General features: G+C 33.6%; 15 protein-coding genes. 5 read left to right on the forward strand and 10 right to left on the reverse strand.

The features are described 5' to 3' along the window. The 4 genes from RVY88_RS07760 to gmhB are packed head-to-tail and all read right to left on the reverse strand — an operon-like array spanning nt 1 to nt 3536. Nucleotides 1-690, reverse strand: a complete 690-nt coding sequence (locus RVY88_RS07760) for an aspartate/glutamate racemase family protein (protein ID WP_202930991.1) — start codon at nt 688-690, stop codon at nt 1-3. A gap of 5 nt (nt 691-695) precedes the next feature. Then, nucleotides 696-2072 (reverse strand): D-glycero-beta-D-manno-heptose-7-phosphate kinase, encoded by a 1377-nt coding sequence (gene rfaE1, locus RVY88_RS07765; protein ID WP_011732197.1) that lies wholly within the window; start codon nt 2070-2072, stop codon nt 696-698. Continuing rightward, nucleotides 2065-3033 carry an ADP-glyceromanno-heptose 6-epimerase gene (gene rfaD, locus RVY88_RS07770; RefSeq protein WP_002850283.1) on the reverse strand — a complete coding sequence of 323 codons (969 nt, stop codon included), beginning with the start codon at nt 3031-3033 and terminating at the stop codon, nt 2065-2067. Before rfaD ends, rfaE1 begins: the two co-directional genes overlap by 8 nt. Next, entirely contained in the window at nt 3030-3536 is a 507-nt protein-coding gene (gene gmhB / locus RVY88_RS07775; RefSeq protein ID WP_010404164.1) for a D-glycero-beta-D-manno-heptose 1,7-bisphosphate 7-phosphatase, read from the reverse strand. The genes rfaD and gmhB overlap by 4 nt, the downstream gene beginning before the upstream one ends. 130 nt (nt 3537-3666) lie before the next feature. On the opposite strand from gmhB, the gene RVY88_RS07780 reads away from it, so the two are divergent. After that, a complete protein-coding gene (locus tag RVY88_RS07780) occupies nt 3667-3981 on the forward strand; it encodes a c-type cytochrome (RefSeq protein WP_002850286.1) in 315 nt (104 codons plus the stop codon). Between the two features lie 62 nt (nt 3982-4043). On the opposite strand, the gene RVY88_RS07785 is transcribed toward RVY88_RS07780, so the two are convergent. Further along, nucleotides 4044-7532 carry a S8 family serine peptidase gene (locus RVY88_RS07785; RefSeq protein ID WP_162167455.1) on the reverse strand — a complete coding sequence of 1163 codons (3489 nt, stop codon included), beginning with the start codon at nt 7530-7532 and terminating at the stop codon, nt 4044-4046. A gap of 227 nt (nt 7533-7759) precedes the next feature. Between RVY88_RS07785 and RVY88_RS07790 the strand changes: the two genes are divergently transcribed. Then, complete coding sequence (locus tag RVY88_RS07790; protein ID WP_002850288.1) at nt 7760-8074, forward strand: c-type cytochrome; 315 nt, start codon at nt 7760-7762, stop codon at nt 8072-8074. Nucleotides 8075-8077: 3 nt separating this feature from the next. Here RVY88_RS07790 and ccoS read toward each other — a convergent pair whose 3' ends face one another. Together ccoS and RVY88_RS07800 are read right to left on the reverse strand one after the other, a co-directional pair. Further along, nucleotides 8078-8308, reverse strand: a complete 231-nt coding sequence (gene ccoS, locus RVY88_RS07795; protein ID WP_010390783.1) for a cbb3-type cytochrome oxidase assembly protein CcoS — start codon at nt 8306-8308, stop codon at nt 8078-8080. Between the two features lie 2 nt (nt 8309-8310). Continuing rightward, nucleotides 8311-10680 (reverse strand): heavy metal translocating P-type ATPase, encoded by a 2370-nt coding sequence (locus tag RVY88_RS07800; RefSeq protein WP_002850290.1) that lies wholly within the window; start codon nt 10678-10680, stop codon nt 8311-8313. A gap of 442 nt (nt 10681-11122) precedes the next feature. Between RVY88_RS07800 and RVY88_RS07805 the strand changes: the two genes are divergently transcribed. From RVY88_RS07805 to RVY88_RS07815, 3 genes are all read left to right on the forward strand, one after another. Beyond that, nucleotides 11123-11233, forward strand: coding sequence for an SEL1-like repeat protein (locus RVY88_RS07805; RefSeq protein ID WP_144686099.1), 111 nt, complete (start codon nt 11123-11125; stop codon nt 11231-11233). 484 nt (nt 11234-11717) lie between these two features. Next, on the forward strand, nt 11718-13052 hold the full coding sequence (gene rho, locus RVY88_RS07810; protein ID WP_002850294.1) for a transcription termination factor Rho: 1335 nt from the start codon (nt 11718-11720) through the stop codon (nt 13050-13052). Nucleotides 13053-13061: 9 nt separating this feature from the next. Continuing rightward, nucleotides 13062-14675 carry a DNA polymerase III subunit gamma/tau gene (locus tag RVY88_RS07815; RefSeq protein WP_010403398.1) on the forward strand — a complete coding sequence of 538 codons (1614 nt, stop codon included), beginning with the start codon at nt 13062-13064 and terminating at the stop codon, nt 14673-14675. Here the strand turns inward: RVY88_RS07815 and RVY88_RS07820 are convergent. From RVY88_RS07820 to RVY88_RS07830, 3 genes are read right to left on the reverse strand one after another with little or no spacing between them, the layout of a single operon-like run. Beyond that, a complete protein-coding gene (locus RVY88_RS07820) occupies nt 14672-15055 on the reverse strand; it encodes a hypothetical protein (RefSeq protein ID WP_035169262.1) in 384 nt (127 codons plus the stop codon). The genes RVY88_RS07815 and RVY88_RS07820 overlap by 4 nt on opposite strands. Beyond that, nucleotides 15025-15453, reverse strand: coding sequence for a hypothetical protein (locus RVY88_RS07825; RefSeq protein WP_147542981.1), 429 nt, complete (start codon nt 15451-15453; stop codon nt 15025-15027). The genes RVY88_RS07820 and RVY88_RS07825 overlap by 31 nt, the downstream gene beginning before the upstream one ends. Beyond that, a complete protein-coding gene (locus RVY88_RS07830) occupies nt 15450-15860 on the reverse strand; it encodes a hypothetical protein (RefSeq protein ID WP_002850299.1) in 411 nt (136 codons plus the stop codon). Before RVY88_RS07830 ends, RVY88_RS07825 begins: the two co-directional genes overlap by 4 nt. Nucleotides 15861-15905 lie beyond the last annotated feature (45 nt).

The following is a 15905-nucleotide window of genomic DNA, read 5'->3' on the forward strand; positions in this document are numbered from 1 at the left end:
TTAATTTATAGAAAAATCAGCCGCGGCCTTAGCATGAAGCAGCGTCGTATCAAATATCTTTATATCGCAATCGTCATCTTTTATTAAAAGACCTATCTCGGTGCATCCTAGTATGACGCTATCTACACCGAGTTTTTTTGACTCGTTTATTATTTTTATAAATTCAATTTTAGAGCTTTGTTTTATATTGCCGATGCATAATTCATTGAAAATCACGCTATTTATAAAATCCGTATCAGACTTATTTGGAACTACTACTTCCATGGAATTTTTAGATATTTTATCTTTATAAAAACTCTCTGTCATGGTGTATTTGGTACCAAGCAAAAGCGCCTTTTTAGATCCGTTTTGCTTCAAAGCTTGAGCAGTAACATCGGCGATATGGATAAAAGGTATTTTTAAACTAGCAGTTATCATATCGGCAACTTTATGCATAGTATTCGTACAGATCATCACACACTCGGCACCGGCTTTTTCTAAATTTAAAGCTGCGTCTAATAATACTTTACCACTTTTTTGCCACTCGTTTTGGCTTTGAAATTTTTCTATTTCATGAAAATCTAAGCTATAAACTATACATTTAGCGCTGTGCAAGCCTCCTAGCCTATCTCTTATCTCTTCATTTAATACTTTATAATACGTAAGAGTACTCTCCCAGCTCATACCGCCTATTAGCCCGACTACTCTCACAGGTTTCATCCTTTTATCTTATTAATTATATTCGTGGTGCTCTTTCCATCTACAAAATCTATCAACTTTACTTCACGAACAAACTCGCTTCCAACAACTTTTTTACCTGTATAATCGGCGCCTTTTACTAAAATATCGGGCTTTAACGTTTTTATCAAATTTAAAGGCGTATCCTCATCAAAAATCACGACAAAATCCACGAATTCCAAAGCAGCTAGCATACTTGCTCGGTCGCTTTGGGCATTTACTGGCCTATTGTCTCCTTTTAACTCTTTAACAGATCTATCGGAGTTTAGCCCTACAACAAGCATATCTCCTATCTTTTTTGCGCTTTGTAAATAACTAATATGTCCGAAATGAAGTATATCGAAACAACCGTTTGTAAATACCATAGTTTTACCGCTTCTATCCACTCTTAATAACTCGTCAAGACTTATAATCTTACGTTCAAAGCCGCTTTTCTTAGACTTCAAATTCTCGATTTCTCCCCAACTAGCGTCCGCACTTCCTACTTTACCGACTACCACAGCAGCCGCTAAATTTGCTATTTCTATAGACTCTTCTAAACTCATTTTGCTAGCAAGACAGTATCCAAGAGTAGCAAGCACGCTATCGCCTGCTCCTGTTACGTCAAATACTTCTTTTGCGAGTGCCGGAAATTTTTTCACATCTTCATCTAAAAGCGCTATTCCATCTTCGCTTAAAGTAATTAACGAATAATTAAGCTTAAATTTATCTTTAAGCATTTTTAAAGCGTGTTTTAAATCATCTTCGTCATTTATCCCAAATCCTAGCGCCTCGCTAGCTTCTTTTTTATTTGGTGTTAGCAAAGTAGCGCCGCTGTATTTTGAGTAATCTTTGCCTTTTGGATCTATTAAAACCATTTTCCCTGATTTTTTCGTGATTCTTATAATCTCTTTTGTAAGATATGGACTTAATACGCCCTTTCCGTAATCACTAAGCAAAACGATATCATATCCACTCAAAATATTTTCAAATTTAGATATGATATCATCGCTCACGCCTATCTCGCAAACACTTTCGGTATCTAGTCTAAGTACTTGTTGATGAGCTACCATAATGCGACTTTTTTGGCTGGATTTTCGTCCTTTTTCTTTGATGATAAGCTCGGTTTTAGCGCCTCTATCTTTTAGAAGTTCAAGTATCTCATCACCAACGTCATCATCACCGACAACACTTATAACGCCTACTTCGCTGCCAAGAGTTTTCAAATTTGAAACAACATTTCCTAAACCCCCCAAGCGTTTAGTTTCGTTTTTGATATTTACTACTTGCACGGGAGCTTCTGGGGAGATTCTATCGCAACTTCCCCACACGTAATGATCTATCATCAGATCTCCCACTACTAAAACATTAACCATTTAATTCTTCCTTAAAAATACGCCTAATCTCCGGCAAATAATCCTTAATTCCATCTTCTAAACTCCATTTTGGCTCATATTTTAATCCATTTTTTGTAGTAGCGATATTTGCTTGGGTATGAAACTGATACTGAGCAGTATAGGGATTTTTTATATATTCGTTTCCTAAATTTACACCGATTTCACGCTGTAAAATATCGGCGATATCTTGAAAACTCCTAGGATTTGCCGTTCCTACATTATAAATTCCGCTTATACCATTTATGGCTAGTTTATTTGCATTTATAACATCTTTTATATAAACAAAATCTCTTAAAATTTTATCACTACCTTCAAATAATTTTGGAGTTTTACCACTTAAAATTTGAAGTCCGAACTGCAAAACCATAGATGCGGTTTTGTTTTTGAAAAATTCACCTCCGCCATATACGTTAAAATACCTAAGTCCAACGATATGAGTTTTGAACTTAGCATAAAACTCTTTAGCTAGCTCATCCATCATCAATTTAGAGAAGCCATAAACATTTCCGGGATTTTCAAAACGTCCGACGGTTTGAGGACTTGGAGCATTACCGTATGTGGCGCCGCTGCTTGCGTATATCATTTTTGAACTGCAGTTTTTAGCTATTTCTAATAGATCTTTGAACGAGTTTAAATTTATTTTTATTATCTCGTCTTGTTCGCTCACGGTAGTATCTGAGACGGCTGCTTCGTGAAATATAACATCTGGGTTAAAACTCTCTATCTGTTTTAAAGTATCTTTAGAGCAGATATCGCCGCAGTAAATCTCGCCTTTGAAGCCGATTAAATTCTTAAAATGCCCAAAGCTTTTTAAATTTCCATTGCTAAAAACTTCATTACTTCTAAATTTATCCACAACCAAAACTTCATTATCATTCATAAAATATTTGGCTAAATTTGAACCGATAAATCCGGCTCCTCCGGTTACTACTATTTTCATATACATTCCTTAAATACTAACTTATACACGTCTAAAGCAGTTTTTAGGCTGCTAGTTTCACCGATTAAATAACAATTATTAATGCCTGCGGAGTTTGCGGCTAACATATCGCTATTTTTATCACCTATCATAATTGAGTTTTTTAAATTTATGTCGAATTCGCTCAAAGCCTTTAAAATCATACCTGGCTTTGGCTTTCTGCAATCGCAGTTCTCTTCTGGAGAATGAGGACAATAATATACTTTTTTTATATAAATATCCTCTTTTTTAAATTCATCAAGCATAAATTTAGTTAAATTTAAAAAATCATCACTAGTGTAATATCCTCTTCCTATGCCAGATTGATTTGTAACTATAAATAGCGCAAAACCGAGCTTCAAAAATCCGCGCAAAGCTTCAAAAATACCATCACAAAACTCAAAATCATCTATTTTGCTAACATATCCTAAGTCTTTGTTTATAACTCCGTCTCTATCTAAAAAAACCGCTTTTATTTTTTTCATAAAGTGCATTTTACACGATTTTACATTAAATTTTTATGATTTATTTTAAATACGATACTCTTGTTTATTATTGATTATATTATCGGGTTTATAATTTCAAATACTAAATTTTTATTTAAGGAGAAAAATTATGAAAAAAATTTTAGCTATACTAGCAATAGGCTTAGGAACTACCTCTATTTTTGCGGCTGATGGTGCTACTATATTTAACAAATGTAAGGCCTGTCATGGTCAAAAAGCTGAGAAAAGCTATCTAAACAAAGTTCCTGTACTTACCACAGTAGATGCTGCTGAGAGACTCGCTCTTATGAAAGAGTATAAAGCAGGCACTGTAAATGATGGTAAAGGTAAATTTGGAATGGGCGGTGTCATGAAAGGTCAAATGGCTACTTTAAGCGAAGCTGATATGGCTGCGGTAAATGACTACATTTCAACATTAAAATAATTCAAAATAGCAGGATAATCCTGCTATTTCTTTTAAATTTAATTAAATCTAAAAACTAATTTTTAAAATTTAAAACCTAAATTTGCTAAAATATTAAAATTATACTGATCTTTAGCAATCTCGTTTATAAGGTCAAAACGCATAAAAAATGAGTTAGTATAATCAAACTGCGAACTAAATCCTAAATATACAAGATCTCTATTTAAAGCATATCTTTGAGTAAAAGTTTGATTTTGAAAATCTCTAAATTTAACTCTATTTTTCAGATCCTTACCGCTCAATCTATACTCATAAATAACAAATCCAGAAAGCTTAGTATTAACATCAAATTTATCCAAATCGTACGATAGATTAATTCCGGCGGTAATAGACGTGCTATCATGTCTGATTTTGTCATAAGATTTCGCAAATACATTTCCGCTCTCGTTAAAAGAGTCTTGAAAAATATAACTATAGCTAAAATACGAAAGCGGAGTTATGGTAAATGAGTTTATTTTTAAATCTTTTGCCAAACCAAATTCGGCCGAAGCTAAAAAGTTATTATAACTACCGCTTAAAATCTCGCTGCTACCCAACAATCCTCTTTGCATAGTATTGCGCCCAAATCCTAAACTAGCTCCACTTAAGACTTTTACGCTATCTAAATCCAAAATATAATTTGAGCCGAAATTAACATATTTGCTCTTAGAATTCGAATCTTCAAAATTTAACTTAGATTCCAAATAACTAGTATTAAAAGTTAACTGCGAATTATCGCTTGGTTTTGCCCCTATAGTAAAGTTAAGACCATATGATTTACCGCTATAATTATCTCCGTTAATCTTCTTATAACTAGGACTCATATACCAAATATAGCGCTTTTCATCATATGAATTTATGCCAAGATCAATAGCTATATCCGAGGCTAAAGAGGCTAACAAAATCGGTTCGGTTTCAAAATTACGAGCTAAACTTAAACCTTGAGAAGTAGGATTTAACGCAAAAAGCATACTGTTTTGATTAAATTGATGATGTCCGTTAACTATTTGAGCCGTGTTACTCATATAATCTATAGACTCCATAGTTTTTAAAGCCTTATCAAAGTTTTTTGAATCCGCATTATCTAAAAAAGCAAAATAATCCTTATAGCGTTTATCTAAATTTGCCATAGAACGAATTTCTCTTAAAGCAGCACCGATATCGCTATTTGGTCTATTATAAGCATCTGGTTTTACGGTAGGAGTTACAATTAAATTATTATTTGAATCCGGATTTTTATCTTGATTTTGATCCGGTTTATTTACTTCATCTTGCGTCGGACCAGAAATATTATCTTCTTTATCAGACGGTTTTGGAGCCGGCTCTATAGGATGAACAGGATTACTCGGATTTGGATCTTTATCAGGCTCAGGCAAAATCGGATCTGGATTTTGATCTGGTTTTTGATCTGCGGCATTATCTTTATCTTGCTCATTTATATCTAGTTGTGGAAGATCTGGTTTATTTATAGAAGTTTTATCTTCATCTAAAACCGCTATGAAATTTATAGCGTTATTACCGACAACCGCAACATTTGAAAAATCGTTTAAATGCGCTTTTAATCCGCCTAAATCGATACTAACATAACTACCGCTAGTATAAAAAGCAGGTAGAGGTATATATTCAAGTTTTCCTTGTATATTATAATTGGCAGCAATTAGCTTTGAGTTTTTCTTGTCTCCGAAATCCAGCTGCAAAGTGCCAGCACTACTTTGTTCATAAGTTCCATTGACTGTTAAATCGCTTAAATCTTGATTTCCCGGTCTTACTATACCATCGTTATATAAATTCCTATCGATTACTCCATCGCCGCTAAGACTAGCTGTATTTTCTACATATACATTGCTTGATATAAATCCTCCGCTTTGGTCGGCTCTTTTAGAGATATTTAAGCCACCTTGTCTAACGATAGTTGCACCTAAATAGCTATTTTCTCCGGTTAATTTCAATACTCCGTTTCCGTTTTTAATAAATCCAACATTTAAATCTGCAAGCCCTATAGGTAAATTTAAAGCGCCGGCGTTGTGAGTTGAACTATCCCATTTTCTTTGCGAGATATCATTGCTAAATTCTGCATCCATTCCTTTAGTATCTAATTTATAATACACGGCGCTGGATTCTTGTTTGTAATTTTGAACGATATCACTATGACTTAAACGATTTGCATCAAGAACGGATAATCCACCCATTGCCTTTTTAACATCCAAAATTCCCTGCCCAAACATATCTTCTTTTTTTATCTCCCATACTGCGGCGTATCCACCATCAACTAATACATGAGATGACAAAGTAGGATATTTGATATTATTAAGTTGCGATAATCCCGCAACTAACGCTCTGTCATAACCAGCACTCATCAAATCAATGTTGATTTGATCTTTATCGATACTTCCGTCATCTTTTCTTGGTATAGGGTTATCTATATAAAATATAGCATAATAATTTCTTTTAGTGTCAAAATACGGACTATTTCTATCGCTATCAAGACCGTTAGTCTCTTTTATGACGACTTTTGGGGCTTGGTAGTCTCTATTTGCCGTGCTTAATAACACATCGGCTATCTCTTTACCGTTTAGAAATGGAAATTTTTGGGCAACCAAAGCCGCTGCACCGCTTACCATAGGAGCAGCCATTGAAGTTCCGCTTTTTTTGGTATAAAGATTTCTATCGACTCTACCAAAAGAAGGTCGTATCATATATGGAGAATTTACGTTATTGATATTCGTTCCTGGTGCAACCAAAGAGTAATTTTGCGTTCCTTTTAGTCCGTTGCTAAATTCCGGAGATCCTTTAGAGTTTATAATAATCTTTCCGTTGCTATCTTTTGATATATTAGCACTATCTAAAGCACCGACTACTAACCACGAACGAAAAGACTCATCGTAATAAGGAAGCGTACCAAAAAGACCGGGAGAAACAATCCCCTCATTTCCGGCAGCAAAAACAACTAAGGTGTTTTTATCCCTTGATAATCTTGATAGATTTTCAGATGGTTTTGAATTACCATAAGCTTGACGAATAAAAAAATTAGCATCCCTAGAGCTTAGCGATTTCACGTAATAAGTACTTCCTTGCATACTTACTATCGGATACATATTTGCATTCCAGCTGTTGTTTATAACGCTAACATCTTTATCGACAAAAAAGTCATATATATTTGGAGGAGTTAGAGTACCTATGTTATTATGACCCGTTATCTGCGCAGCATAAATACTAGCATCATAGGCTACTCCGTAAGGATTTGAAGCATTTATATACTTTCCTGCCATAATTCCAGCCACGTGACTACCGTGAGTATCGATAGTAAAATCAGGCGTATAAGCCCCATACTTATCTTTTGAGTAAATTTGTTCAATCAACTTACCAGATAAGCTAGGGTGATCGCTTCTAACAGCGCCATCTATAATGCCTACTTTTATACCGCTACCAGTAATCCCGTCATCATAAGCGCTTTGTGCATTTATAAGCTCAAGATCGCTTACGGCACAAACTTGCAACACAGATGCTGCAACTATACATATACACCTTTTCATTAATATTTTTATAATCCTTTTAAATAATTTTATATCTACTAAATTCTAATTATTAAAATTTAATAATATATAAATATCTAAATCTTATTTATTATACTATTGTATAAATTTATTCTAAATTTAATACAAATTTATTTTTATAAATTAACATATTGAATTTATCATTAATCCAAAATTTAGTCTTTTATTATTATAATTACCGATATTTTGTAATTAAAGGATATTAAATGAAAAATTTTTTACTAGTTTTAGCGTGTGGTGCATTTGCGTGTAGTGCATTTGCAGCTGATGGTGCAACAATATATAAAAAATGTGCAACATGTCATGGTCTAAAAGCTGAAAAAAAATATTTAAATAAAGTTCCGGTATTGACTGAAGTTGATGCAGCTACTAGACTTGCTGATATGAAAGAGTATAAAGCAGGTACTCTAAATGCAGGCAAAGGCAAATTCGGAATGGGCGGCATAATGAAAGGTCAAATGGCTACTTTAAGCGAAGAAGATATGGCGGCGGTAAATGACTATATCTCAACTCTAAAATAAGTCTTAATCAGGCGGACGATAGCCGTCCGCTTCTTTTTTCTTTATCAGTTCATTTCGTCTTTTTTCCATATTATAAGCATCATTTAACGTATCTTCGCTATCATATTTTGTACCGTCTAAAAATTTAGCGTAATCATCAAATTGTCTATTTTTTATCCCCCAAAGCAATCCAAAAAGAGCAAGCGCTCCAAGCAAAGTAGAAATCCCAAGCATAATGGCTATTATCATTCCCATATTTATCCTTTAAATTTAATTCTTATTTTAGCAGAATTTAAAACGACAATGATAGAGCTAAAAGACATAGATAAAGCCGCAAACAAAGGTATAATAAAACCGGCCATAGCAAGAGGAATGGTAATAGCATTGTAAAACAGGGAAAATCCAAGATTTTGCTTTACTGTTTTAAATGTAAATTTAGAAATATCAAGAGCATCTTTCAAGCTTTTTAAGCTATCATTTAGAAGTACGACATCACTTTTTTCAACACTGATTTGCGCTCCGCCTCCAAGGCAAATCCCTACTTTAGCACTACTTAAAGCTACAGCATCATTTATACCGTCGCCAACCATCACGACTTGCATATTATTGTTCAATTCTTTGATAATACGTGACTTTTCAATAGGAGTCGTTTCTGCGTAAAACTCGCTTATGCCAAGTTCATTTGCGACTTTGTTAGCTACGCTTTTTTTATCTCCAGTTAACATCACTACTTTATATCCGGATTTTATAAGATCATTTACCACGATTTTTGCATCGTCTCTTAATTCATCGGCAAGCTCAAAAGAGGCAGCTACTTTACCGTCTATAGCAAAATAATAACTCAAACTTTCACTCTCAAACTCCCCAAATCCTAATTCTCGCATAAACTCACTGCTCCCTCCGGCTAAAGATATATTTTTAAATTTAGCCTTTACTCCACGCGCTAATATATTTTTCACATCGCTAAGCTGATAAATACTACCGTCTAAACTATTTTTTAAAGCAACGCTAACAGGATGAGTAGAAACATTTAAAAGCGAATACAAAAGATTTTGATCAAATTCGGTAAATTTAGTAGCTTTTATCAAATTTAACTTTGCCTTTGAAAGCGTTCCTGTTTTATCAAATACCACGCATTCGCACTTTGCCAAACTCTCCAGAATTCTAGCTTCTTTAAAAACGATACCTTTTTTCAGTCCTACTCCTAAACCAATCAAAGTAGCAACAGGAGTAGCGAGACTAAGAGCGCACGGACAAGCTATTATGATGACGCTAACAGCTACAACAACGGCATTTGGAATACTTCCAAAATAAATATACCAAAATAAAAAAGTAGCAAATCCAAGCGCTAATATCGCAAATGAGAATCTAGCCGAAATTTGATTTGCCAACTCCTCTATGCGCGGTTTTTTGAAACTAGCTTTTTCAAGTAGAGCTATTATCTTGCTTAACACCGAGCTTTCAAAACTTTTAGATGTCCTATACTCGACACTTCCATCCACGCATATGACGCCGCTTGTTATATTGTCTCCGGTTTTTAACAGTATAGGCGCACTCTCGCCGCTAAGACTAGAATAATCAAAACTCCCAACTCCGTTTAAAATCTCGCCGTCTATTTGAACTCTCTCGCCCGGGCGAACCATTACAATATCGCCCTCTTTTACCTCATTGACATCTTTTAGCTCGAAATCATTACCATTTTTTACATAAATTTCAGAAACTAGCATAGAGCTTAGACTATCTAAATTATCAATTGAACGCTTTTTACTAACAATTTCTAAAAATTTCCCTATAAAAACAAAAGTTATTATCATAGCTACTGAGTCAAAATATACCTCGCCTTGCCTAAAAAGCATAGCATAAACGGAGTAAAAATATGCTATGGATGCGCCTGCTGCGACACTTAGATCCATAGAGGCACTTCTGTTTTTCAAACTCATCCACGCTGAGCGGTAAAACTCACTTCCGGTATAAAATAAAACAGGACTTGCTAAAACAAACTCGGCAAAATGCAAAATATCTTTCACATCTTGACTCATTCCGCTAAAATATCCACCGTACAAAGCGATAGCAACCCACATTATATTCATCGTACAAAATAGACCGACAAGCATTTTTGCGTAAAATTCTCTACGCTTCGTGCTAGCTCTTAGCTCTGCTTTATTTGGATCGTATGGGATCGGATTATATCCTATGGCTCTTATTTTATTTAGAATTTCAGTAAGTTTTACTGTATTGTCATCCCATTTTATATGAGCTTTATTTGTAGCCGAGTTTAACTCTGCTTCTATGATACCATCGGTATGAGCTAAGACTTTTTCATTTAGCCAGATACAAGCAGAGCAGTGAATTCCCTCTATAATAAGATAAATTTCACAAAATCCACCATCGCTTTTAACATAATTTTTATAAAAACTTTTGCACGGTTCTTCGCTTAAAGTCTGGTTTGAAGCTTTTATGTGTTTTTCTCTACCAAGTCTCTCGTAAAACTCGCCAAGACCGTTTGAGTTTAAAAACGAATATACGTTTTTGCAGCCATTACAACAAAACTCGCACCCATCATTATCTTTTATCGCTCCGCTATCATCAAACTCGCCTTTACAATGCAAACAGACAAAATTACCCATAAAAGTCCATATTTTAAATTTGTTTTGATTATATAAAAATATTGCTTAATATATATAATTTGTTCTATTTTTGTCACAAATAAATTTAAAAAAGAAAGTTTTAAGGCTAAAAATCGGTATAAAATAATGCATAAATTTATGTGAATCTAATATTTGTCATCGCTTTATCTTTTTATGTCTTTTAAAAAATAACTAAAATATAAATTTATATGAAATAAAGTTTAAATTTACTTTAATTACGCATTATAAATAGCAAAACAAAAAAAGGAGAGTTTGCGAGAAGGATCATTTTTGGTTTGGTCGCTTTAGCCATAGTGGCTATGGCTGGGAACAATTAAGACGGGTTTAGGCGTATAGAAGCGGAGACTACACAAAGGCTGCAAAGCTATATCAAAAGTCTTGCGACTCCAGAGATACTGGTGGTTGCTTTGGTCTTGGATTTTTGTATGAAAACGGTAAAGGCGTGAAACAAAATAGATCAAAAGCAAAAGAGCTATACGGTAAGACTGTGATATGGGAGCGCAACTTGGCTGTGAAAATTACGCTGATTTAAATAGCAAAGGCTACTAGATAAAAGCGAAGCGGTAGTATGATACCGCTTTTGAATGATATAAATTTATCTTTTAGAGTGTTTATAAGTCGTAAAAAACTAGGCTTGAAAGCACTAGTATAAAAGTGCTTACTATAAAAGTCGGTTTATAGCCAAAACTTTTTCTTTGAATTTTGGAGAGAATTTATATCCTTACGCCGCAATCGATCATCCTATACTCTTTATCATTTTGCTCACATAAATACCAGCAAATACTAGTAATTCCTATATCAAAGGTCGGTATTTTCATATCGAATTCCTTTTTTATCTAATCATAATTAATAAAAAATATTTTACAAGAAAAATACTTAATTTATAAACGCTTGTAAAATTTAAATTGCACTGATGATCTTGACAAGTTTATAATTTTTGTATAAAATCCCAGTATTAAAACTACATAATTACTATTCATTGTGACTGCATATTATCACAAATTTAAAGAGGTTTAATGGAAAATAAAGATAATGCCCAATCCCACCAAAGTTCGTCGGGTGCAAAAAAACAGCACACTCGTACACACATTCCAGTTGATGGATATAAAATTGAAGAATTAAGACAACTTGATCTTGATAGCTTAGTAGCCATAGCAAATGAAGTCGGCGTTGAAAATCCACGAGAATTTAGACGCCAAGAGCTTGTTTTTGAAATTTTAAAGGCTCAAACAAAGCAAGGCGGTTTTATATTATTTACAGGAATTTTAGAAATAGTAGGTGACGGATACGGATTTTTAAGAGCTACTGATGCGAATTTAAGCGATTCGGCAAACGATACATACGTAAGCCAAAGCCAGATTAAAAAATTCGCTCTTAGAGTAGGAGATATCATTACCGGACAAGTAAGAGAACCAAGAGAGCAAGAGAAATATTACGCTTTATTAAAAATAGAAGCGATAAATTACAAATCCATAGCAGAAGCAAAAGAAAGACCACTTTTTGACAATCTAACTCCGCTTTTTCCAAATGAAAAAATAAAACTCGAATATGACCCTATGAAACTAACAGGGCGTGTTTTGGATCTATTTACTCCTATTGGGAAAGGTCAAAGAGGTCTTATAGTAGCTCCTCCGAGAACAGGTAAAACAGAGCTTATGAAAGAGCTTGCTCACGGTATAACAAGAAATCATCCCGAGATGGAACTAATAGTTCTTCTTATAGATGAGCGTCCAGAAGAGGTTACCGATATGCAACGCTCAGTAAAAGGAGAGGTATTTAGCTCTACTTTTGACCTGCCGGCTATAAATCACGTAAGAGTTGCCGAGCTAGTCATAGAAAAGGCAAAACGTTCAGTAGAGATGGGGAAAAACGTGGTTATACTTCTTGATAGCATAACTCGTCTTGCGCGTGCTTATAATACGGTCACTCCTAGTAGCGGAAAAGTACTAAGCGGAGGAGTAGATGCAAACGCGCTGCATAAGCCAAAAAGATTTTTTGGAGCAGCAAGAAATATAGAAAACGGTGGAAGCTTAACCATAGTCGCAACAGCCCTTATAGATACCGGCTCACGTATGGATGATGTGATATTTGAAGAGTTTAAAGGTACCGGAAATAGTGAAATAGTGCTTGATAGAACTATCAGCGATAGAAGAATTTATCCGGCTGTAAATATACTTAAATCCGGAACAAGAAAAGATGAACTTCTTCAAGGACCAGATGATCTTGGTAAAATATGGGCTATAAGAAATATTATCGCGACAATGGATGATATAGAAGCACTTAAATTTTTATATTCAAAAATGTTAAAAACGAGAGATAACAAAGAACTTCTTAGTATAATGAACGAATAGGACTAAAATTTGAAAGCTTTAGCACTAAAATACCGTCCAAAAAGCTTTGATGAGCTAATTGGTCAAGATATAGTAGCAAATAGTCTATCTCACGCTCTAAACTCAGGAAGAATAGGACACGCGTACCTATTTTCCGGACTTAGAGGTAGCGGTAAGACAAGTAGCGCTAGAATCTTTGCTAAGGCTCTGCTTTGCGAACAAGGTATTGGATCTCATCCGTGTGAAGTATGTGCAAACTGCGTAATGGCAAATGAGGGGCGACATTTAGATATTATAGAAATGGACGCCGCAAGTCATAGAAAAATCGATGATATAAGAGAGCTTATAGAACATACGAAATACTCTCCTTCAAGTGCTAGATTTAAAATTTTTATCATTGATGAAGTTCATATGCTAACTAGAGAAGCGTTCAATGCTCTGCTAAAAACACTTGAAGAACCGCCTGAATATGTAAAGTTTATATTAGCTACAACAGATCCTTTAAAACTACCTGCCACCATACTATCGCGTACTCAGCATTTCAGATTTAAACCGATATCAAAACATGATATTTTAAAACATCTTGAGTTCATAATGAACAAAGAGGGCATAAAATTTGAGCCAAAAGCACTAGAAATTCTTTCAAGAAGTGGATCCGGAAGCTTGCGAGATACCCTTACTTTGCTTGATCAAGCCATAATATTTTCTCACGAATTCGTGACGCAAAAAGCAGTAGCAGATATGCTCGGTCTGCTTGATCCATCAAAGATAGAAGAAGTTTTATCGATAGTAGCTTCAAGAGATAGAAATGCTCTTTTAAATTTATTAAAAGAGTTAAGCGGGAGTGACGCCGAACTTATAATAGACGAACTTATAATAAATTTAAAAGATAAATTTATAAATCAAAACTCGGAATTTTCGATTCTTATTTTTGAGAGATTTTTCAGAATTTTATCTGAAGCAAAAAGTATGCTAGGATCTGGAAGCGACTCGGAATTTACACTGTATATAGCACTTTTTATGATGCTTGAAGCGTTTAATTTAACAGATATAAATGACGCCATCAATGAAAATTTAGCTCCAAAACCGATATCCATAAGCAACGTTTTGACACCAAAACCAGCCCAAATAATACCTCAAAAACCAGCCCAAAAATCTCCTTATGAGATGTTTGTAGCTGGGATTTATGATAGAGATTATGAGCTTGGAAAGTGCTTTGATGAGTGCATAGAGTTTGTGGATTTTAGTGATAATTCTTTGATTTTAAGTTCAAATGCAAATGGCCAAAATCAAGAGATTTTAAGAAAATCATCTAAAATAATCTTAGAAATTCTTAGAAAAATATTTGGCAAAGACGCCAAAATCCAAATCAAAAAAGCAGATGAGCCAAAAAGCGTCGAAGAAAAAGTAACTAGCGGTATGCAAAAGCTTTTAGCAACGTCTGTAAATTTGGAAGTAAGTAAAAACGATGTAGAACCCACAAATTTAGAAGCAAATTTGCAAAACACACAAACACCAGCAAAAGAGCCAGCTAAAATTAGCTTAGATAATATTAAAAACGATGAAAACTCTGCTTTGAAATCAAATATAAAAGAGCTTTCAAGACTTTTTGGCGAACCTGAGATTATAAAAAATGACTACTAATTATTTTTGTTTGGATATTTAGATTTAATTTTTTTATTTATCAATGCCACTACAAAAATGTAAGTTATAAGAGATAAAATTATAAAGAAATTTCTTACAATCATGTCTCTAAAGTGATATGATAGACATTTAATATACACATAACTAAACCCACCCTCTTCTTCTGCAATCCTTTTTAAAGTATTAGCATCAAATAATTCAGTATAATTCAGTTTATATTTCTTTTCTTTAAAATTATTATGTAATGAATCAGACCACATAAAAATATACATACAAAAACTATAATATCCATCCAAAAATGCACCAGTTGTTGTATAATCTTTAATCGGGCTGGAGTGATCTATAGGAACTATACTACCGAAAGCTGCCTTATGGGCCATTGCGAAATTTTTTTATAATACTCGCCACTAGCATCTTTTTTTAGTTTTGCTCGGTTTTCTTGTAGCTTATTAATTTCATTTTGTAATTCCAATTTATTTAATCTTAGCTCATCAAATGCGATAGACTTCGGATTGATCTTGTTTATTTTTTTATTTATTATTGATAGTTTTAAATTTAAAATATCACTATGAGGTTTGAATTCATTATCCACATAATTTTCTATTTTAAATATAGCAACTTCATCTTTATTTTCTATTTTAAAACCAAATTCATCTTCATCTTTATAAAGAAATTCATCGTTTTTGACAAATTGCAAAACCTTGTTTTCGATCTCATTATAAATATCTGCGAAAGCAAAAGAAATCATGCTAAGCAGATAAAATATTATTTTTTTCATGCTTTTTTCCTTAATGTTTCAATATAATCAGAGATTAAACTCATATCATCAATTGATTTTTTTAGCCATTCTGTACCATATTTTTCTAAAATTTGATTATTTTCACTTATTGAATTTTCATCTATTTTCTCTAGCTCATTAGCAAACTCAGCAAAAATCTCCAAAGTTGCTATATACTCACTACTATCATCAATACTATGTAAATCGTGAAATAATTTTTGATCGCTATAATCTAAATTATATGAACTATGACCCATAAGATCTTTTAATTCATTAATATAAAGTCTGCAAAGCTTCTTGCACAGATGCAATGCAACATCTGAATACTTTTCTATATTGCCTTTTTGAAGAGTTTTTATAGCTATCTGTAATTGTTCTGATAGTGTAAAATAACTACTAGTTTCCATATATTCTCCTTATAAATTATCTCTATAGAAATGATTTCTATAACA

Origin of the sequence: Campylobacter sp. TJR-1, assembly GCF_032840035.1 — a bacterium.
Lineage (GTDB): Bacteria > Campylobacterota > Campylobacteria > Campylobacterales > Campylobacteraceae > Campylobacter > Campylobacter fetus.